At 70.2% G+C, this 19,787-nt stretch carries 13 protein-coding genes and 1 pseudogene; 8 read left to right on the forward strand and 6 right to left on the reverse strand.

The window, feature by feature from the left end:
• The first annotated feature begins 32 nt into the window (after nt 1–32).
• Together B4E97_RS13545 and B4E97_RS13550 are read left to right on the forward strand one after the other, a co-directional pair.
• Nucleotides 33–1,451 carry an amino acid permease gene (locus B4E97_RS13545; protein ID WP_286960286.1) on the forward strand — a complete coding sequence of 473 codons (1,419 nt, stop codon included), beginning with the start codon at nt 33–35 and terminating at the stop codon, nt 1,449–1,451.
• A 160-nt stretch (nt 1,452–1,611) separates the two neighbouring features.
• A complete protein-coding gene (locus B4E97_RS13550; RefSeq protein WP_286957625.1) occupies nt 1,612–3,852 on the forward strand; it encodes an immune inhibitor A domain-containing protein in 2,241 nt (746 codons plus the stop codon).
• Nucleotides 3,853–3,973: 121 nt separating this feature from the next.
• Here the strand turns inward: B4E97_RS13550 and B4E97_RS13560 are convergent.
• Nucleotides 3,974–4,575: pseudogene (locus B4E97_RS13560) on the reverse strand (DUF3237 family protein).
• 9 nt (nt 4,576–4,584) lie between these two features.
• Entirely contained in the window at nt 4,585–5,706 is a 1,122-nt protein-coding gene (locus tag B4E97_RS13565) for a carcinine hydrolase/isopenicillin-N N-acyltransferase family protein (RefSeq protein WP_286957613.1), read from the reverse strand.
• 66 nt (nt 5,707–5,772) lie between these two features.
• Here B4E97_RS13565 and ilvD point away from each other — a divergent pair, with 66 nt between their 5' ends.
• Both ilvD and B4E97_RS13575 read left to right on the forward strand, forming a co-directional pair.
• Nucleotides 5,773–7,614 (forward strand): dihydroxy-acid dehydratase, encoded by a 1,842-nt coding sequence (gene ilvD, locus B4E97_RS13570; protein ID WP_239265111.1) that lies wholly within the window; start codon nt 5,773–5,775, stop codon nt 7,612–7,614.
• 309 nt (nt 7,615–7,923) lie between these two features.
• Nucleotides 7,924–8,409: a GNAT family N-acetyltransferase gene (locus B4E97_RS13575; RefSeq protein ID WP_286960248.1), complete on the forward strand. Its 486-nt coding sequence runs from the start codon at nt 7,924–7,926 to the stop codon at nt 8,407–8,409.
• 72 nt (nt 8,410–8,481) lie between these two features.
• On the opposite strand, the gene B4E97_RS13580 is transcribed toward B4E97_RS13575, so the two are convergent.
• On the reverse strand, nt 8,482–9,522 hold the full coding sequence (locus B4E97_RS13580) for an NAD(P)-dependent alcohol dehydrogenase (RefSeq protein WP_286960249.1): 1,041 nt from the start codon (nt 9,520–9,522) through the stop codon (nt 8,482–8,484).
• A 125-nt stretch (nt 9,523–9,647) separates the two neighbouring features.
• Here B4E97_RS13580 and B4E97_RS13585 point away from each other — a divergent pair, with 125 nt between their 5' ends.
• Nucleotides 9,648–10,946, forward strand: a complete 1,299-nt coding sequence (locus B4E97_RS13585) for an O-antigen ligase family protein (protein ID WP_286960250.1) — start codon at nt 9,648–9,650, stop codon at nt 10,944–10,946.
• 145 nt (nt 10,947–11,091) lie between these two features.
• Here B4E97_RS13585 and B4E97_RS13590 read toward each other — a convergent pair whose 3' ends face one another.
• Together B4E97_RS13590 and B4E97_RS13595 are read right to left on the reverse strand one after the other, a co-directional pair.
• Nucleotides 11,092–12,606 carry a DHA2 family efflux MFS transporter permease subunit gene (locus B4E97_RS13590; protein ID WP_376786255.1) on the reverse strand — a complete coding sequence of 505 codons (1,515 nt, stop codon included), beginning with the start codon at nt 12,604–12,606 and terminating at the stop codon, nt 11,092–11,094.
• A 113-nt stretch (nt 12,607–12,719) separates the two neighbouring features.
• Nucleotides 12,720–15,155 carry a sodium-translocating pyrophosphatase gene (locus B4E97_RS13595; RefSeq protein WP_286960251.1) on the reverse strand — a complete coding sequence of 812 codons (2,436 nt, stop codon included), beginning with the start codon at nt 15,153–15,155 and terminating at the stop codon, nt 12,720–12,722.
• 251 nt (nt 15,156–15,406) lie between these two features.
• Between B4E97_RS13595 and B4E97_RS13600 the strand changes: the two genes are divergently transcribed.
• Nucleotides 15,407–16,771: a CitMHS family transporter gene (locus B4E97_RS13600; protein WP_019286204.1), complete on the forward strand. Its 1,365-nt coding sequence runs from the start codon at nt 15,407–15,409 to the stop codon at nt 16,769–16,771.
• A 60-nt stretch (nt 16,772–16,831) separates the two neighbouring features.
• Here B4E97_RS13600 and B4E97_RS13605 read toward each other — a convergent pair whose 3' ends face one another.
• The gene (locus B4E97_RS13605) at nt 16,832–17,182 is read right to left on the reverse strand and encodes a 4a-hydroxytetrahydrobiopterin dehydratase (RefSeq protein ID WP_286960252.1); all 351 of its coding nucleotides are present in this window, start codon (nt 17,180–17,182) and stop codon (nt 16,832–16,834) included.
• A 35-nt stretch (nt 17,183–17,217) separates the two neighbouring features.
• Here B4E97_RS13605 and B4E97_RS13610 point away from each other — a divergent pair, with 35 nt between their 5' ends.
• Nucleotides 17,218–17,640 (forward strand): (deoxy)nucleoside triphosphate pyrophosphohydrolase, encoded by a 423-nt coding sequence (locus B4E97_RS13610; protein WP_286960253.1) that lies wholly within the window; start codon nt 17,218–17,220, stop codon nt 17,638–17,640.
• 90 nt (nt 17,641–17,730) lie between these two features.
• Nucleotides 17,731–19,629, forward strand: a complete 1,899-nt coding sequence (gene typA, locus B4E97_RS13615) for a translational GTPase TypA (RefSeq protein ID WP_286960255.1) — start codon at nt 17,731–17,733, stop codon at nt 19,627–19,629.
• Nucleotides 19,630–19,787 lie beyond the last annotated feature (158 nt).

A 19,787-nucleotide genomic window follows, 5' to 3' on the forward strand; every position in this document is an offset into this window, starting at 1 on the left:
TTGGGAGACACGCCCTAGTCGGACAGAGCGACCTGCACCGCGGGCTCAAGGCCCGCCACCTCAACATGATCGCGATCGGCGGGGCCATCGGCACCGGCCTGTTCGTGGCGTCGGGGCAGTCCATCTCCAAGGCCGGGCCGGGAGGCGCGCTCCTGGCGTATGCCGCCATCGGCTTCATGGTCTACCTGCTCATGCAGAGCCTCGGCGAGATGTCGACCTATCTGCCGGTGGCCGGCTCCTTCGAGACCTACGGCACCCGCTTCGTCAGCCCGAGCTTCGGGTTCGCCACGGGCTGGAACTACTGGTTCAACTGGGCGATCACGGTCGCGGCCGAGCTCGTGGCCGCCGCCATCGTCATGAAGTACTGGCTCCCCGACGTCCCGTCGTGGTTGTGGTCGGCGGTCTTCCTCAGCCTCCTGTTCGCGCTGAACTGCGCGTCGGTCAAGGCGTTCGGCGAGAGCGAGTTCTGGTTCGCCTCGATCAAGGTCCTGACGGTGATCGTGTTCCTCGTGGTCGGCGTCGCCATGATCGTCGGCATCCTGTCCGGCCCCTCCCCGGGCTTCAGCAACTGGACGACGCGGGAGGCGCCCTTCGTCGGCGGCTTCACGGGCATGCTCGCGATCTTCATGGTCGCGGGTTTCTCCTTCCAGGGCACCGAGCTCATCGCGGTGGCCTCCGGGGAGGCCGAGGAGCCGGAGCGGACCATCCCCAAGGCCATCCGCGCCGTGTTCTACCGCATCGTCCTGTTCTACGTCGGGGCCATCGCCGTCATCGGCTTCCTGCTGCCCCACACGGATCCGCGCCTGCTCGGCAGCGACATCGACAAGGTCGCCGTCTCGCCGTTCACCCTGGTGTTCGAGCGCGCGGGGGTGCTCGGTGCCGCCACCCTGATCAACGCCGTGATCCTGACGTCGATCCTGTCTGCGGGCAACAGCGGCATGTTCGCCTCGACCCGCATGCTCTACGGCCTGGCCCGCGGCGGCAAGGCGCCGGCGATCTTCGGCCGCACCACGCGTCGCGGCGTCCCGATGAACGCCCTGCTCGCCACCACCGCCATCGGTGCGCTCTGCTTCCTCACCAGCCTCATCGGCGACGGCAGCGCCTACATCTGGCTCGTCAGCGCCTCCGGCCTGGCCGGCTTCATCACCTGGATGGGCATCGCCTGGTCGCACTGCCGCTTCCGCAAGGCGTACGTCCTGCAGGGACGCCGCCTCGAGGACCTGCCGTTCCGGGCCCGGTGGTTCCCCCTGGGGCCGATCGTGGCGCTGCTGATGTGCGCGATCGTCATCGTCGGGCAGAACTACGAGGCGCTGGTCGGCAACACGGACGTCAAGACCCTGCTCTCGTCATACCTCGGTCTCCCGTTGTTCCTGGCCCTGTGGGCCGGGCACAAGCTGGTGACCCGGTCACCCTCCGTCGACCTGGCGACCGCCGACCTGAGTCGGCGCTGACCGGGACGGGCGCTCGGTGTGTTGGTCATGCGGGGGTACGCGTGACCAGTCGGGATCATTCACTCATTTGGTCCTGTCGGGGCGAATAGGACGAGCATAAGGTTCCAGCACCCCCAAACGAACGACGTCGTAGTCGTTCGTGCTCATCATGAGGAGCACCATGAAGCGCACCATCGCGGGCGCCACGGGAGCGATGCTCATCGCCCTGTCGCTGGCCCCCACCACCGCCCACGCCGCCCCCACCCAGGGCGACCCGCAGCTCGGCACGTCGAAGAAGAACGACGACCGCTCCCACCCGCTGGGTGACAAGCAGCGCGCGCTGCGCGAGAAGGGTGTCGAGAAGGTCGTCAAGGGCACGGCCAAGGTCGAGACCAACAAGAAGGGCAAGAAGGTCATCAAGGTGGCCAAGGGCCAGTACGTCAACTACGACGTCAACCGTGAGGAGGACATCTTCACGATCCTGGCCGAGTTCGGCACCCAGACCTACCCGACCACCGGTGGGGGCGCCGGCCCGCTGCACAACCAGATCCCGCAGCCCGACCGCTCGCAGGACAACTCCACCATCTGGCGCGCCAACTTCGACCGCGCGCACTACCAGAACCTCATGTTCGGCGACGGCGAGTCCTTCAAGGACTTCTACCTCAAGCAGTCCAACGGCCGCTTCCTCGCCAAGGGTGACGTCTCCGACTGGGTCAAGGTGCCCTACAACGAGGCTCGTTACGGCAGCAACAAGATCTCCGACGCAGCCGGCGCCTGGCCGTTCGTCCAGGACTCCGCCAACGCCTGGTATGCCGCGCAGAAGGCTGCTGGCAAGACCGACGCGGAGATCGCCGCCTACCTCAAGGGCTTCGACAAGGTCGACCGCTACGACTTCGACCAGGACGGCGACTTCAACGAGCCGGACGGCTACATCGACCACTTCCAGGCCATCCACGCCGGTGAGGGCGAGGAGGCCGGCGGCGGCGCCCAGGGCGAGGACGCCATCTGGTCCCACCGGTGGTACGCCTACTCCAACAACGCCGGCAAGTCCGGCCCCGCCACCAACAAGGCCGGCGGTGTGCGCATCGGCAGCTCGGACATCTGGATCGGTGACTACACCACCGAGCCCGAGAACGGCGGCCTCGGCGTCTTCACCCACGAGTTCGGTCACGACCTCGGCCTGCCGGACCTCTACGACACCCAGGGCGGCGACAACGGCACCGGCTTCTGGACCCTCATGAGCGCCGGCTCCTGGCTCAACGACGGCACCGTCGACATCGGCTCCAAGCCCGGCTACATGGGCCCGTGGGAGAAGCTCCAGCTCGGCTGGCTCGACTACCAGACCGTGAGCTATGGCAAGGACGGCAACGTCAAGCTCGGCCCCGCCTCGCTCGCGGGCAAGATGCCGCAGGCCGCGCTCGTGTCGCTGCCCGACAAGACCCGCACCACCCAGCTCGTCGCCCCGCACTCGGGCAGCAAGCAGTGGTGGTCCGGCGCGGCCGACGACCTCAACGTCACGCTGACCCGCCCGATCGACCTGACCACCGCCAAGACGGCGTCGCTGTCCGCGTGGGTCAACTACCAGACCGAGGCGGAGTACGACTACTTCTACGCCGAGGTCACCGACGACGGCGGCGCCACCTGGAAGCAGCTGGCCACCTACGACGGCAGCTCCGGCGGCTACGTCCAGAAGACGTACGACCTGTCCGCCTACGCCGGCAAGCAGATCAGCTTCCGGTTCCGCTACGCCTCCGACGGCGGCGTCCACGAGCTCGGCGCGTTCGTCGACGACATCATGGTGACTGCGGACGGTCAGAGCGTCTTCAACGACGACGTCGAGGGTGACGCCAAGGGCTGGACGGCCAAGGGCTTCACCCAGGTCGGGGCGAGCTCCTCCGAGGCCGTCACGCACTACTACCTGGCGGAGAACCGCACCTACACCGGCTACGACCGCTACCTCAAGACCGGGCCGTACAACTTCGGCTGGGCGAACACGCGGCCCGACTGGGTGGAGCGCTTCCCCTACCAGGACGGCATGCTCGTCTGGTACATCAACAACGAGTACACCGACAACAACACGTCGGTCCACCCCGGCGGCGGCCAGGTCCTCCCGGTCGACGCGCGTCCCACGCCGATCCGCTTCCCCGACGGGGCGCTGCTCGGCAACCGTCGTCAGCCCTTCGACGCGACCTTCGGCCTGCAGGCGACCGACCCGGTGACCTTCCACCGCAACGGCGTCCCGGTCACGGTCCCGTCGCAGCCGGCGATCCGGACCTTCGACGACAGTGACCCCAACCGCTACTGGTCGGCCGCCAACCCGTGGTCCTCCACCAAGGTGGCCGGCGCGGGCGTCAAGATCACGGTCAACAACATGGCCAAGCAGGGCGACCAGATGAACATCAAGGTCGACTACACCAAGTAGTTCAGAGGTCCGGGACGTGAGTCCCGCACCACGACGGAGCGGCCCTGGCAGGTCAGACCTGCCGGGGCCGCTCCGTGCGTGCTGCCGGTGCGTGCTGCCGATGTGCGCGGACCGGGGTGCGTCAGTCGTCAGTCGACCACGAGATGTCGAGGTGGACCGCGTCCGGCGTGCGGCGGCCGGTGCCGACGAGGATGCGTCCCGCCAACCAGGCCCACCGGGGTCCGCTCGACTGCATGCGGGGGTGCAGCGGAAGTAGATGCGGTCGTGCGGCACCGACTCACCGCGCACCAGGGCGGCGATGTCCTGCGCCTCTCCCGTGCGGATGCCGAGGTTGGTCACCCAGATGCGCTCGCCGTCCTCCGTCTCGACGGCGTAGCGGGCCTCCAGCTCGGTGAGGGTGTCGCTGCGCAGCACCTGGAAGTCGGCGCCGCCGGGCAGGACGACACCGCTGAGGGTGCCCTCGGCCCGCTCGACCCCGGTGACGGTGCCGCCGGTGATGGGGATGATCCGGCGCACGCCGTCGGCCACGCGCCCCAGCTCGACGGGTGGTCCGACGGTGACCTCGAGCCGGCACAAGGGACTGAGGGAGGGGGGCGCGAGGGCATCCATGGGCGGCACGCTACCCGGCGCGAACAACGGTGAGGATGCCGGTCTTTCCGGCCTTCCATGTCGGTTCTTCGGCGTTGACCGGTCGTCGGGTGGTCGCCACGCTGATTCGGGCATCCCCTCGGCTCACACCGAGTAGCGGTGGAGCTGCCGCCCCGCCAGGCGGCGCACGACGACGGTCCCGGCCGTGAGGTCGTAGGCCGCTGACCACTGCGTGTCGGCCTGGCGCACGTCGTCCAGCAGCCGGAGCGCGCCGTCGGCGTCGATGCGGCCCTGCGAGGCGGTCAGCTGCTCGCGGCAGCGGGTGTAGCGGGGGTGCTCGTCGCGCGCGGCCGGTGGCGTCGTGGCCAGCTGGAAGTTCTCGAGGCACTGCCACGGGGTGGCCGCGGCGCGCTCGCGCACCGACAGCCGCCCGTCGACCAGCTCGATCGTCGCGGAGGCCCCGGAGCGGTCGGCCACCAGGTAGTGCAGCCCCGGCCCGCCGGCGAACTCCAGCGACTGGCGCTCGAACATGGCGAGGGCGCCGCGCACGTCCTTGGCGTGGTCGAGCACGAGTCGGACGATGCCGACCCCGCCGACCACGATTGTCCCGGGCCGCGCGACGGACCGCGCCTCCAGGTCGGCTGCCAGGCCGATGAACAGCCCGTGCTGGTTCATGCCGTCCACGACCCGCCCGTGCGCCCGCAGCAGCCGACGCCGCACGGCCACCTCTCCGATCCGGGGGAGCTCGGCGGTCGGCAGCTCGACGAAGGACAGGTCGCACATCCCGATCGTCCGCGGCCCTCGGTCGGTGCGCGACCGCACGACGGCCGCGGGATTCGGGTCCCAGTCGAAGTTGCGGCCCACCATCACGCGCCCCGGGTCGCCAGCGGCGACGAACAGCGTGCAGCCGTATGGCGTTCGCGTGCTCGCGCGAGATGCGGCGGCCGGCGCGTCCACCTCCGCCACGGCGCCGGACCACCGCAGCTCGTGCAGGACCGGGTCGCCGGTGGACCGCCACGAGGCGAGGGTGGCTCGCTCCTGGGCCGGCGTCTGCACGAGACGCAGCGGTCGGGCGGCGGACGGGCCCGCGGTGGTCGGAGGGGCTCCTGCCGTCGCGGCCGACGTGGAGCCGGTCGGCGTGGGGGAGGTCGGCGGGTGCTCGGGGTGGATCACCGTGCCGGAGGCGGACGAGGCTGCGCAGCCGGCCACTCCCGCGGCCACCGCGGCGAGGCCGGCGCCGAGCACCGTCCGGCGCGTGACGTCCACGCCCCCAGGCTAGACCCGACGTGAGACGGGAGCCCGTCATACGGACTGGCTGTCTAGTCTGGAGACATGCCTGCACTGCGCTCACGCACCACCACCCACGGACGCAACATGGCCGGGGCGCGCGCCCTGTGGCGCGCGACGGGCATGACCGAGGGCGACTTCGGCAAGCCGATCGTGGCGATCGCCAACTCGTTCACGCAGTTCGTCCCGGGCCACGTCCACCTCAAGGACATGGGCCAGCTCGTGGCGGGCGCCGTCGCCGAGGCCGGGGGAGTGGGCCGCGAGTTCGACACCATCGCCGTCGACGACGGCATCGCGATGGGGCACTCGGGGATGCTCTATTCCCTGCCGAGCCGTGAGGTCATCGCCGACTCGGTGGAGTTCATGGTCAACGCGCACCAGGCCGACGCGCTCGTGTGCATCTCCAACTGCGACAAGATCACGCCCGGCATGCTGCTCGCGGCGCTGCGGCTCAACATCCCCACGGTCTTCGTCAGCGGTGGGCCGATGGAGGCCGGCAAGGCCGTCATCGGGCCCGACGGGACCGCCCAGACCCGCCTCGACCTCATCGACGCGATGATCAAGTCGGTCGACGACTCGGTCAGCGACGAGGACATCACCACCATCGAGCAGAACGCCTGCCCCACGTGCGGCTCCTGCTCGGGCATGTTCACCGCCAACTCGATGAACTGCCTCACCGAGGCGCTCGGCCTGTCCCTGCCCGGCAACGGCTCGACGCTCGCCACGGCGAGCGCGCGCCGCTCGCTCTTCGAGCGGGCCGGTCACCTCGTCGTCGAGCTGTGCCGGCGGTGGTATGGCGAGGACGACGACTCGGTCCTGCCACTGTCGATCGCCACCAAACCCGCCTTCGCCAACGCCATGCGCCTCGACATCGCCATGGGTGGCTCGACCAACACGATCCTGCACCTGCTCGCGGCGGCGCAGGAGGCCGGTGTCGACTTCGACCAGGACGACATCGACGCCCTGTCCCGCGTCACGCCCTGCCTGGTCAAGGTCGCTCCCAACTCGAACCAGTTCTACATGGAGGACGTGCACCGCGCCGGCGGCATCGCCGCGATCCTCGGCGAGCTGCACCGCGGCGGCATGCTCGACGACGACGTCCGGTGCGTCCACTCGCCCTCGATGCACCAGTGGCTGCAGGACTGGGACATCCGCAGCGGCGCCGCCAAGCCCGAGGCGATCGAGCTCTTCCACGCCGCCCCGGGCGGGGTGCGCACCACCGAGGCGTTCTCGTCCTCCAACCGGTGGGCCACGCTGGACACCGACCCCGAGAACGGCTGCATCCGCTCGGTGGAGCACGCCTACACCACCGAGGGCGGCCTCGCGGTGCTGCGCGGCAACCTCGCCCCCGACGGCTGCATCGTCAAGACGGCGGGCGTGCCCGAGCACCAGTGGTCCTTCTCCGGCCCGGCGCGGGTCGCCGAGTCCCAGGAGGAGGCCGTCTCCAAGATCCTCAACGGCGAGATCCAGGGCGGCGACGTCGTGGTCGTGCGCTACGAGGGACCCAAGGGCGGGCCCGGCATGCAGGAGATGCTCTATCCCACGAGCTATCTCAAGGGCGTCGGCCTCGGGCCGAAGTGCGCCCTGATCACCGACGGCCGGTTCAGCGGCGGCTCGTCCGGCCTCTCGGTCGGGCACGTGTCGCCGGAGGCCGCGTCCGGCGGCCCGATCGGGCTGGTGCGCGACGGTGACGTGATCGAGTTCGACATCCCGCAGCGGCGGGTCAACCTGCTCGTCCCCGACGAGGAGCTCGAGCGCCGCCGGGCCGAGCAGGACGAGCTCGGCTGGGAGCCCCGCGACCGGGACCGCCAGGTATCGACGGCGCTCAAGATCTTTGCGCGGTTCGCGCAGAGCGCCGACAAGGGCGCCGCCCGCAAGTTCGACTGACCGGCCCGCCGAGGACCCGAGCGAGGCACGAGCGGGGCCGGAGGCAGGCGAGCGGTCAGGACCATCCGGCTCGGCTGACCGCGCGAGGCGTCAGCTCGAGGCGGTGGGGGCCTGGCCCCACCCGCCGACCGGAAGTGACCCGTCGGGTCAGGCTGAACGATCAAAGCGGCGGTTACGCGGCGTCTCTCGCCCCGTCAGGTCACTTCCTGTCGCTTGCCGGCGAGCGGGGCGGCGGGTTGGGGCGGTGTGGGAGCGGGGCGCGAGGTGCGGGTGCTGGTGGCGGCGTCCGGGCGACTAGGCTCGGCGTCCGTGATCGTGCGCCGTGCCACCCCTGCTGACATCCCCGAGATCGTGCGCCTCAAGGCGCTGCTGATGGAGACGGGATGGCCCTGGTCGGTCGCGGTCTCCGAGGACGAGGACTGGCGCCGGCGATGCGCCGAGGCGGCGGAGGTGCTGCTCGCGCGCGACACCTACGCCTGCTTCGTCGTCGACGTGGATCCCCTTGCGGGAGAGGGTGGCTCGCTCGCCGGGTGCGTCAGCGTGGCGGTGGAGCAGCACCTGCCCGGCCCCCGCGGGCGGGGCTTGTCGGCATACCTCTCGGACATGAGCACCGACGTCCCCCACCGCGGCCGGGGCATCGGCACTGCGCTGCTCGACCACGCGCTGGCGTGGGCCCGGGAGCAGGGGGCGGGCCGGATCGAGCTGCACTCGACGGAGTCGGGGCGTCGGGTCTACGAGCGGGCGGGGTTCGAGGCGGACGGGCCGTTCCGGCACCTGGGCCGTCAGCTCGTCTGAGCGCGACGCACCCCCATCCGCCGAGTGGTCAGACACCGACGTCGGTATCTGACCACTCGGCGGGGGAGGACCTCAGAAGGTCTTGGCGTCGATCACGAAGCGGTAGCGCACGTCGCTGGCGACGACGCGGTCGTAGGCCTCGTTGATCCGGTCGGCGTCGATGAGCTCGATCTCGGCCGTGATGTCGTGCTCCGCGCAGAAGTCGAGCATCTCCTGGGTCTCGGCGATGCCGCCGATGCAGGACCCGGCCAGCGACTTGCGGGCGGGGATCAGCGCGAACGCCGGCACCTCGAGCGGCTTGGACGGGGCGCCGAGCTCGACGAGGGTGCCGTCGTAGCGCAGCAGCGCGAGGTAGTCCGCCATCGGCAGGTTGACCGACACGGTGTTGATGATGAGGTCGAACGTGCCCGCGAGGGCCTTCATCTCGTCCTCGTCCGTGGTGTTGACGTAGTGCCGGGCACCGAACGTCGCGGCGTCCTCGCGCTTCTTGTCTGAGTGGGACAGGACGGTGACCTCGGCGCCCATCGCGCTGGCGATCTTGACGCCGACGTGCCCGAGGCCGCCCATGCCAATGATGGCGACCTTGGTCCCCTCGGTGACGCCCCAGTGGCGCAGGGGGGAGTAGAGCGTGATGCCCGCGCACAGCAGCGGCGTGACGGCGGCCTCGTCGAGGGACTCCGGGACGCGGACGACGAACTTCTCGTCGACGACCACGTGGGTGGAGTAGCCGCCCTGGGTGATCGTGCCGTCCTTGTCGACGACGCCGTAGGTGCCGATGTTGCCCTGCAGGCAGTACTGCTCGAGGCCCTCCTCGCACGCGGCGCACTCCTGGCAGGAGTTGACCATGCAGCCGACGCCGACGAGGTCGCCGACCTGGTGGCGGCTCACGTCCGAGCCGACCTCGGTGACGCGGCCGACGATCTCGTGGCCGGGGGCGAGGGGGTACTGCTGGGCGCCCCACTCGTCGCGGACGGTGTGGATGTCGGAGTGGCAGATGCCGGCGAACTCGATGTCGATGAGCACGTCGTGCTCCCCGACGTTGCGGCGGGTGATCGTGGACTTCTCGAGGGGGGCTCCCGCAGAGGGGGCCGCGTAGGCAGCAACGTCCATCATGCGCTCCACGATAATCCGCGTGGTTGAGCCGATCTCGTCGAGTCTGCTGAGCGAGACCTGCGCGTCCCACGCAGTGTTCACGTCGTCGTGCCCGCCCCGTCACCCCGGTGTGAGACACCAGTCGTATGACGACCACCCCCGTCGCGACGTCCGCCCCCCGGAGCTCCGGCGCCACCGCGCCGTCCGCCAGGCGGGACCTCCGAGCTCGGCGCCAGGTCCTGACGACGTCGGTGATGGGGCTGGCCCTCCTGGTCGTGGTGCTCCACGCGGTGGTCGGCATCCTGCCCGACGCCCCGGTGGTCTGGGTCCTCACCCCCGACCGGCTGGTCCTCCTGGTGGGGCTCGCCGCGGGCCTCGTCGCAGCCCCGTCGCCGCGCGAGTGGGCGACCTGGCTCGACCTGCCGATCGTGCTCCTAGTCGCGGCGTCAGCCGCGTCCGCGGTCGCCAGCGGTCAGGAATGGCCGGTATGGCGGGCGCTGCTCACCGGCGTGATGACCTGCTACCTCGCGGTGGGGCTGATGCGGCGGCACCCGTCGTCGTGGACCCTCGTCACCGGATCGGCCCTCGTGGCGTGCGCGGTCACCGGGCTCACGGCGCTGCACCAGTGGGCGGACGACGTGCCCACCGGCTTCTGCCGCGCAGGCCTGGCCGCCGGGCGGGAGCTGTGCAGCGACCCGGACGCGATGGTCCGCGTGACCGGGACCTTCGGCAACCCGAACGTGCTCGCCGCGGCCCTCGTCCTGCTCCTGCCCGTCGCCTGGGCCGGGGCGACGAGCCTCCCGACGTCGTCGGCCCGTCTCGTGGGGTACGCGGTCGTGGTGCTCGGCTACGTCGCCGTGCTGCTGACCTGGTCCCGGGCGGGCGTGGCTGCGGCCGTGGTCGGAGCGACCGTGCTGGTGCTGCTGCGGCCCGGCTGGTCGCGCCGGGTCTCCACCGCTGTGGCGGCGGCGGTCGTCATCGGCGGGGTGCTGGTGGTCGGCGGCAGCCTGGGGGTGCGGCGGGACGTGTGGGGTGCGGCCCTGCGCGTCATGGCCGGGCACCCCCTGGGCGTCGGGCCCGGCCGGTCGGGCGCGGTCATCGACCAGCAGGTGCCGGGTCCGGAGAGGTTCCGGCACGCCCACGACCTGTGGCTGAGCTGGACGCTCGAGGGTGGCTGGCTGGCGGGGGCCGCGGTGGTCGCGCTCACGCTCGGGGCGGTGTGGTTGGTCCGGCGCGGCGTGCGCTCCGGCTCGACGGTGGCGCGGGTGGCCGGTGCCGGTCTCGCGGGGTTCGCGGTGATGTCGTTGGTCGACCACCCGGCGAACACGACCGGGATCGCCACGCTGCTGTGGCTGCTGCTGGGCCTGGTCGCCGGAGTCGGGAAGGCCGGAGTCGGGAAGACCGGGGTCAGGGAGAGCAGGTCGGTCGCACCGCCGCGGCCCTAGCGGGTGGAGATGGCCACCGTCATCGGTGGTGGACCCCACCCGTTGCGCGCGGCGAGGTGGGCTCCACCCGTTGCGCGCGGCGAGGTGGGCTCCACCCGTTGCTTGCGGCGGCGGGGTGAACCGACCGATCTGAGGCGCCGGCGGGTCAGGCGTGCTGGTGGCGGGGCCGCTCGAAGGCCATGACGACGACGGCACCGACGAGGATCACGGCGGCGGGGACCAGCAGGGCGTCACCCATCGCGGCGCTGAACGCCTCGGCCACCTGCGGCGGCATGGTGCCGCCCGTGCCGCCCATGGTGGGGGCGGCGCCCGAGGATCCGGGGAGGTGCGCGGCCAGCCGGTCCTCCATGGCCAGCGCGATGGCCGCCGACCCGAGCACCGAGCCGATCTGCCGGGTGGTGTTGTAGACGCCGGACCCGGCGCCCGCCTCGCGACGGTCGAGGTTGGCGGTCGCCGAGGTGGACAGGGGAGCCCACATGAAGCCGTTGGCGACGCCGAGCAGGGCGACGGGCAGGAGCAGCTCCCACAGGGGCATGTCGGCGCGCAGCACGGCCCGCATCCACACGAGCGACACGGCGTAGGACAGCAGCCCGATCCCCGCCAGGACTCGGGGGTGCGTACGGGCCACGAGCCGGCCCACCACCGGGGCCAGACCACCGGAGATGACCGCCATCGGCGCCATGAGCAGGGCGGCGTAGGTCGGCGAGAGGCCCCGCACGCTCTGCGCCCAGATCATGATGGGGAACATCGTCGAGGTGACGGCGAAGCCCACGGTGGTGATGGCGACGTTGGCCACCGAGAAGTTGCGGTCGCGGAAGAGGCGCAGCGGCACGAGCGGCTCGCTGCGCTGACGCGCCTGCCAGACGACGAACGCGAGCATCACGAGCACGCCGAGCCCGATGAGGCGCCACACCGTGATCGGCCCCGTGATCGTGGACCAGTCGTAGCTGCGCCCCTCCTCGATGCCGAAGACGATGCAGAAGAGACCCACCGCGGACAGCACGACCCCGATCCAGTCGAACCGGTGCGCGTGGGTGTCGAGGGTGGGGACGAGCCGCCAGGCGAGCACCATCGCGAGCAGGCCCACCGGGACGTTGATGAAGAAGATCCACTCCCACCCGAGGGTGTCGACGAGCACGCCACCGAGGACCGGGCCGACGAGCGTCGCCACCCCGGCGACGGCGCCCCACAGGCCCATGGCCTGCCCGCGCGACTGCGGCGGGAAGAGGCGCGTGATCACCGACATCGTCTGCGGGCTCATGAGCGCGGCCCCGAGGCCCTGGACCACGCGGGCGACGATGAGTCCGGTGATGGTGCCGGTCAGCCCGCACCACAGGGACGCGAGGGTGAAGATCGTGAGCCCGACGAGGTAGACGCGCTTGGGTCCGTAGCGGTCGCCGAGACGCCCGGTGATGAGCAGGGGGACGGCGTAGGCGAGCAGGTAGGCGCTGGTCACCCACACCGCCGCGCCGATGTCGGCGTGCAGCCCGGTCATGAGCGCGGGCATCGCGACGGTCACGATCGTGGAGTCGACCAGGATCATGAAGAACCCCAGGCACAGGGCCCACAGCGCCGGCCACGGGCTCGCGGTGCGCGAGTCGTCGGTGGGGGCGCCACCGGCGGGGCGCGCGGTGGGTGGAGCCTGCTCGGGTGACGTCACGCGCGCAGCGTCTCACGAGCCACTGACACACCCCGCCCCTGCGCGAGGCACCGAGACGGTCCGCGCCCGCCGCCTCGCGGATCACCGGAGGCGGCAGGCGCACGGCATACGGCTCAGACCGCGGCGGGCCGGGCACCCTCGCGGGCAGGTGGCTCCGCCCGCTCGTCCTCCGTCCCCGTCCCATCCGAGATGCGCATGCCGTAGAAGGAGCGGTAGACGAAGTAGGCCGAGATCACGAAGAACACCGCGGCCAGCGAGTGGGTCAGCCCGGTCCCTGACGAGGCGGCCAGCTGGACGGCCAGCTCGACGGCCAGCAGCCCGAACAGGGTCGTGAACTTGATGACCGGGTTGAGCGCGACCGAGGAGGTGTCCTTGTAGGGGTCGCCGACCGTGTCGCCCACGATCGTCGCGTCGTGCAGGGCCGTGCCCTTGGCGTGCAGGTCGACCTCGACGACCTTCTTGGCGTTGTCCCACGCGCCGCCGGCGTCGGCCATGAAGATCGCCTGGTAGAGCCCGAACAGCGCGATCGAGATCAGGTAGCCGATGAAGAAGAACGGCTCGACGAACGCGAACGCCAGGGTGGAGAAGAACACGCCGAGGAACATGTTGAGCATGCCCTTCTGGGCGTACTGCGTGCAGATCTCGACGACGCGGGTGGAGTCCTCGGCGCTGGCCTTGGTGGCCCCGTCGAGGTGGATGTTGTCCTTGATGAACTCGACCGCGCGGTAGGCCCCGGTGGTGACGGCCTGGATGGACGCCCCGGTGAACCAGTAGATCGTCGCGCCGCCGGTGATGAGCCCCAGCAGGAACGGCGGGTGCATCAGCGAGAGGTTGACCATCTCCTCGGTGCGACCACCGGTGAGCGCCATGATGATCGAGAAGATCATGGTCGTGGATCCGACGACGGCGGTGCCGATCAGCACGGGCTTGGCGGTGGCCTTGAATGTGTTGCCCGCGCCGTCGTTCTCCTCGAGGAAGTACTTGGCGCGCTCCCACTCCACGTCGAAGCCGTGCTCGGCCCGGATCTGCTCGGCGACGCCGGGGATGTCCTCGATGACGGACAGCTCGTAGACGCTCTGGGCGTTGTCGGTGACCGGCCCGTAGGAGTCGACCGCGATGGTCACCGGCCCCATCCCGAGGAAGCCGAACGCGACCAGCCCGAACGCGAACACCGCGGGAGCGATCATCAGCGCACCGAGGGCGATCGTCGAGATCAGATAGGCGCCACCCATGAGCCCGACGATGGCGATGCCCAGCCAGTATGCCGAGAAGTTGCCCGCCACGAGCCCGGAGAGGATGTCGAGGGAGGCACCGCCCTGGCGCGAGCTCGTCACGACCTCCCGCACGTGCCGGCTGTGGGTGGAGGTGAAGACCTTGACCAGCTCGGGGATGAGGGCACCGGCCAGGGTGCCGCAGGACACGATCGTCGCCAGCTGCCACCACAGGCCGGTCCCCAGGTCGGCGATCAGCGCCCAGGACGTCAGGTAGGTCAGGGCGATGCACACGGCCGAGGTGAGCCACACGAGCGCGGACAGCGGCGTCTCGAAGTTCATCCGGTCGCGGTGCGCGTAGCGGCGACCCGCCATGACCTGGTTGCCGGCGTAGGACAGGCCGGACGCGATGACCATCACGGCGCGGATGACGAAGATCCACACGAGCAGCTTGACCTGCGTGGCGGGGTCGGGGACCGCCAGGAGGATGAAGGTGATGAGGGCGACCCCGGTGACGCCATACGTCTCGAAACCGTCGGCCGACGGGCCGACCGAGTCGCCGGCGTTGTCCCCGGTGCAGTCGGCGATGACGCCGGGGTTGCGGGCGTCGTCCTCCTTGATCTTGAACGCGATCTTCATCAGGTCCGAGCCGATGTCGGCGATCTTGGTGAAGATGCCGCCCGCGATGCGCAGCGCGCTCGCGCCGAGGGACTCGCCGATCGCGAAGCCGATGAAGCACGCCCCCGCGAGCGATCCCGGCACGAAGAGCATGATCACGAGCATCATCAGCAGCTCGACGCTGATCAGCGCCATGCCGATGGACATGCCGGACTTCATGGGGATCTCGTAGACGGGATAGGGCTTGCCCCGCAGGGCCGCGAACGCCGTGCGGCTGTTGGCGAAGGTGTTGACGCGGATGCCGAACCACGCCACGGCATACGACCCGCCCATCCCGACCAGGCTGAACGCGAGGACGACGAGCACCCGGCCCACCGAGTAGTGCATGAGGAAGGCGAAGTAGGCCACGATCACCGCGGCGATGAAGACCCACAGCATCAGCAGGAAGCGACCCTGCTGGACGAGATAGGCCTTGCACGTCCGGTAGATGAGCTCGGAGACCTCGTGCATCGATTCGTGCACCGGGAGCCTCCGCAGCTGGCCGTAGGTCACGAAGCCGAACACCAGGCCGAGCAGGCACACCACGATGCCGCCCATGAGCAGCGAGTGGCCGCTGATGCCACCCAGGAAGTCGACCGACCCGAGGTCGGGGAGGTGGAGGTCGGCCTCGCCGGCGGCCGGGACGCGGAGTGGGGGCGCAAGGACTGTGTCTACCTGCATGATCGGCTCGATCCGAGAACGTCGTCGTTCAGCTGTCGCTGGTCACCGAATCCGTCTAGTGGCACCTACGACACTACGAGGGCGCGTTCGGGGGCCGAGCACGGGGGTCGGGGTTACCGAGACCCCGCTGCGAATCCCCTGACGGCGCAAGGGAAGGCCCGGCTGGGCACGACGGGCGGGACGGGCGCGGGGTGGCTACTCTCCTCGCTAGGTCGCTCGACCACGACGCGATCGCTCACCGAGGAGTCGCCATGCTGACCATCTGGGGTCTGCTGATCGTCACCATCTTCATGGCGCTGATCATGACCAAGCGCACCACCCCGTTCACCGCCCTGGTGCTGAGCCCGGTGCTGATCGCCCTGATCGCGGGGTTCGGCGACAAGATCGGCGACCACAGCCTCGCCGGCGTCAAGGGCGTGGCGCCCACGGTGTTCCTGCTGCTGTTCGCCATCCTCTACTTCGGGCTGATGCTGACCGCGGGGCTGTTCGACCCGCTCGTGCGACTGATCCTGCGGATCGTCAAGGGTGACCCCCTCCGGGTGCTGGTGGGCACGGCGCTCCTCGCGGCCGTCGTCTCGGTCGACGGCGACGGGTCGACCACGACGATGATCGTGTGCTCGGCGATGATCCCCGTCTATCGCCGGCTGGGCATGAAGATGATGGACCTCGCCGTCCTGGTGATCATGGCCAACTCGATCATGAACCTCCTGCCCTGGGGCGGTCCGACGGCCCGCATCATCGCCGCGCTCAAGGTCGACGAGGGCGAGCTGCTGCGCAAGCTCCTGCCGGGCATGCTCATCGCCACGGTCTGGGTCGTGATCGTCGCCGTGATCCGCGGTCGTGCGGAGCGCAAGCGCCTCGGCATCGTGGACCTGTCCTCCGAGGAGGTCATGGCGCTGTCGCCGGCGAACTCCCTCATCGAGGCGTCCAACGACAGCGAGGAGACCGCGCACGCGCTCGAGCACGAGGGCGAGAAGCTCAAGCGGCCCCACATGATCTGGCCGAACTTCATCCTCACGATGGTCATGATGGTGACGCTCGTGTTCGGCGGGATGTGGATCATCCCGGACATCCCCTCGGCGATCATCTTCGAGGTGGGCTTCGCGATCGCGCTGCTGCTGAACTACCGCAAGCTGAACGAGTCCCGCGACATCATCGAGATCCACGGCGCCAACGCGATGCACGTCATCGTGATGGTGCTGGCGGCCGGCGTCTTCATGGGCATCCTCAACGGGACCGGCATGTCCGAGGCGATGGGTCAGTCCATCGGCGACGTCGTCCCGCCCTCGCTCGGCGACCGCTGGGGCATGGTCACGGCGTTCGCGTCGATCCCCGGCACGTTCCTGCTGTCCAACGACGCGTTCTACCTCGGCGTCCTGCCGATCCTCGCCGAGACCGGCGCGGGCTACGGCTTCACCCCGATGCAGATCGCCGTGGCCTCGACGACCGGCCAGGCCTTCCACCTGCTGTCCCCGCTGGTCGGCTTCATCTACCTCCTGCTCCACCTGACCGGCGTCGACATGGGCACCTGGCAGCGCACGGCCGCCAAGTGGAGCATCGGGACGTTCGTGGTGTTCCTGCTGTGCGCCGTGACCATCGGCGGCGTGCCGATCTGACCCCCGCCGCCCCGCCCCCGAGATCGTGAGGGTTTCGTCCAAGAAGGTTGGACCAAACACTCACGATCTTGGTGGAGCGGGGGCGGGGGCTGGGGCTGGGGCTGTCGTGACGGTCGTGGCCCGGGTGGCCTCGGCGCGCTGGCGGATGCGGTGCGCCAGCTCGACGTCCAGCTGCGTGATGCCGTCCCGCCAGTGCGTCCACAGCTCCCAGCGCGTGCGCGCCATGCGGATGTCGATGAACGGGTGGTGGTCCATCTGCTCGGCCTCGTCGGCGACCCACTCGACCAGCCGCACGGCCTCGAGGAAGGACCCGGACTCGTAGGTCGCGACCAGGTGCCCGTCCACGCGCTCCCACCCCGGCAGGTCGCGCAGCTGGCGGGTGATCTCCTCGTCGTCCAGCAGTCGGCTCATGCCGACATCATCGCCCCTGGGAGAGGATGGGCCGTATGCCGGAACCCATCGCCGTCGTCGGGGCCGCGCTCCTCGACGACCTGTCACGACCGAGGCTGCTGCTGGGCGCCCGCCGCACCGAGCCCTCCCACCTGGCGGGCGGGTGGGAGCTGCCCGGCGGCAAGGTCGACCCCGGCGAGACCGAGCTGGAGGCGCTGCACCGCGAGCTGCGCGAGGAGCTCGGCGTCGACCTGGTCGTGGGGGAGGAGGTCACCGGTCCCCTCCCGGACGGGCGGTGGGTGCTGAGCGAGCGGTACGCCATACGCGTCTGGACCGCGCAGGTGAGCGGGGTCGAGCCGAGGGCGCTGGAGGACCACGACGAGCTGCGCTGGCTCGGGCGGGAGGACCTCGGCGAGGTGCCGTGGCTGCCCGCCGACCTGCCGATCGTCGAAGCAGTGGGTCGCCTCCTGACGTCCTGAGGACCCGCCCGCGATCCCGCGCGGGCAGACCTGGACCGGGGCTGATCACGCATGGTCACGGCAGGTCCCGCGGGCTGAGACAATGGAGGCATGGCTCAGAAGACCCGCGGCGACATCCGAAACGTCGCCATCGTTGCTCACGTCGACCACGGCAAGACGACTCTTGTCGACAAGATGCTCTGGCAGGGGGGTGCCTTCGGCGAGCACGACCACGTCGACGAGCGGGCCATGGACAGCGGCGACCTGGAGCGCGAGAAGGGCATCACGATCCTCGCCAAGAACACCGCGATCCACTACAACGGCCCCTCCGCCTCGGAGTTCCCCGAGGGCGTCACCATCAACATCATCGACACCCCGGGGCACGCCGACTTCGGTGGTGAGGTCGAGCGCGGCCTGTCCATGGTCGACGGCGTCGTCCTGCTCGTCGACGCGTCCGAGGGCCCGCTGCCCCAGACCCGTTTCGTGCTCCGCAAGGCGCTGCAGGCCAAGCTGCCCGTCGTCCTGTGCATCAACAAGGTCGACCGCCCCGACTCCCGCATCGCGGAGGTGGTGGACGAGGTCTACGAGCTGTTCATGGACCTGGACGCCGACGAGCACCAGATCGAGTTCCCCATCGTCTACGCGTCGGCCAAGTCCGGCCTCGCGTCCACCGAGCGCCCCGCGGACGGCGGCCTGCCCGACAGCCCCGACCTGGAGCCGCTGTTCCGCACGATCATGGAGACCGTCCCGGCGCCCGTCTACGACGACGAGGCCCCGCTGCAGGCGCACGTCACCAACCTCGACTCGTCCAACTTCCTCGGCCGCCTCGCCCTGCTCCGCGTCTTCAACGGCGAGATCCGCAAGGGCCAGCAGGCCATGTGGTTCCGGCACGACGGCTCGTCCAAGCAGGTCAAGATCACCGAGCTGCTGGTCACCGAGGGCCTGGAGCGCAAGCCCGCCGACAAGGCCGGCCCCGGCGACATCATCGCCATCGCGGGCATCGCGGACATCATGATCGGCGACACCATCGCCGACCCCGAGGACCCCCGCCCGCTGCCGGTCATCACGGTCGACGAGCCCGCGATCTCCATGACCATCGGCACCAACACCTCGCCGCTCGTCGGCAAGGAGCGCAGCACCAAGGTCACGGCCCGCCTGGTCAAGGACCGCCTCGACCGCGAGCTCATCGGCAACGTGTCGCTGCGCGTCCTGCCGACCGAGCGTCCTGACGCCTGGGAGGTCCAGGGCCGTGGCGAGCTCGCGCTGGCGATCCTCGTCGAGCAGATGCGCCGCGAGGGCTTCGAGCTGACCGTCGGCAAGCCGCAGGTGGTCACCCGCGAGGTCGCCGGCAAGCTGCATGAGCCGACCGAGCGCCTCACCATCGACACCCCCGACGAGTTCCTCGGCGCGGTCACCCAGATCATGGCCGCCCGCAAGGGCCGCATGGAGCAGATGACCAACCACGGCACCGGCTGGGTCCGCATGGAGTTCCTGGTGCCCTCGCGCGGCCTGATCGGCTTCCGCACCGAGTTCCTCACCGAGACGCGCGGCGCCGGCATCGCGCACCACGTGTTCGAGGACTACGAGCCGTGGTTCGGCACCATCTCGACCCGTCAGTCCGGCTCGCTCGTGTCCGACCGCGCGGGGGCCGTCACGTCCTACGCCATGGTCAACCTGCAGGAGCGCGGCACCCTGTTCGTCGAGCCGACCACCGAGGTCTACGAGGGCATGATCGTCGGCGAGAACTCCCGCGCCGACGACATGGACGTCAACATCACCAAGGAGAAGAAGCTCACCAACGTGCGCGCCTCCTCCGCCGACAACTTCGAGAAGGTCGTGCCCCCGCGCCGGCTCTCCCTGGAGCAGTCGCTGGAGTTCTGCCGCGAGGACGAGTGCGTCGAGGTGACCCCGCAGCACGTGCGCATCCGCAAGGTCGTGCTCGCCGCGAACGAGCGCGCCCGCACCGCCTCCCGCGCCCGCTCCGAGGCCAAGCGCGAGCAGGGCCAGTGATCCACCGCCCCTGATCCTCGGGGGCAGCGCGTATGCCGACAGCCGGTCACCGTCCCGCGACGCGGGGGTGACCGGCTGTCCGGCATACCGGAGGACAGGGCACTGAGACCCAGGTCACGATCGGGACACGGTGGGCGTCGGAGACTGTCCAGGGCCCG

The sequence above is a fragment of the Arsenicicoccus sp. UBA7492 genome, assembly GCF_002479615.1.
Lineage (GTDB): Bacteria > Actinomycetota > Actinomycetes > Actinomycetales > Dermatophilaceae > Arsenicicoccus > Arsenicicoccus bolidensis.

What these genes read in the sequence shown, in the direction of transcription:
- B4E97_RS13550 (WP_286957625.1), top strand. Translation starts at nt 1,612, where the DNA reads ATGAAGCGCACCATCGCGGGCGCCACGGGAGCGATGCTCATCGCCCTG.
- ilvD (WP_239265111.1), top strand. Translation starts at nt 5,773, where the DNA reads ATGCCTGCACTGCGCTCACGCACCACCACCCACGGACGCAACATGGCC.
- B4E97_RS13580 (WP_286960249.1), bottom strand. Translation starts at nt 9,522, where the DNA reads ATGATGGACGTTGCTGCCTACGCGGCCCCCTCTGCGGGAGCCCCCCTC.
- B4E97_RS13585 (WP_286960250.1), top strand. Translation starts at nt 9,648, where the DNA reads ATGACGACCACCCCCGTCGCGACGTCCGCCCCCCGGAGCTCCGGCGCC.
- B4E97_RS13595 (WP_286960251.1), bottom strand. Translation starts at nt 15,155, where the DNA reads ATGCAGGTAGACACAGTCCTTGCGCCCCCACTCCGCGTCCCGGCCGCC.
- B4E97_RS13600 (WP_019286204.1), top strand. Translation starts at nt 15,407, where the DNA reads ATGCTGACCATCTGGGGTCTGCTGATCGTCACCATCTTCATGGCGCTG.
- B4E97_RS13605 (WP_286960252.1), bottom strand. Translation starts at nt 17,182, where the DNA reads ATGAGCCGACTGCTGGACGACGAGGAGATCACCCGCCAGCTGCGCGAC.
- B4E97_RS13610 (WP_286960253.1), top strand. Translation starts at nt 17,218, where the DNA reads ATGCCGGAACCCATCGCCGTCGTCGGGGCCGCGCTCCTCGACGACCTG.
- typA (WP_286960255.1), top strand. Translation starts at nt 17,731, where the DNA reads ATGGCTCAGAAGACCCGCGGCGACATCCGAAACGTCGCCATCGTTGCT.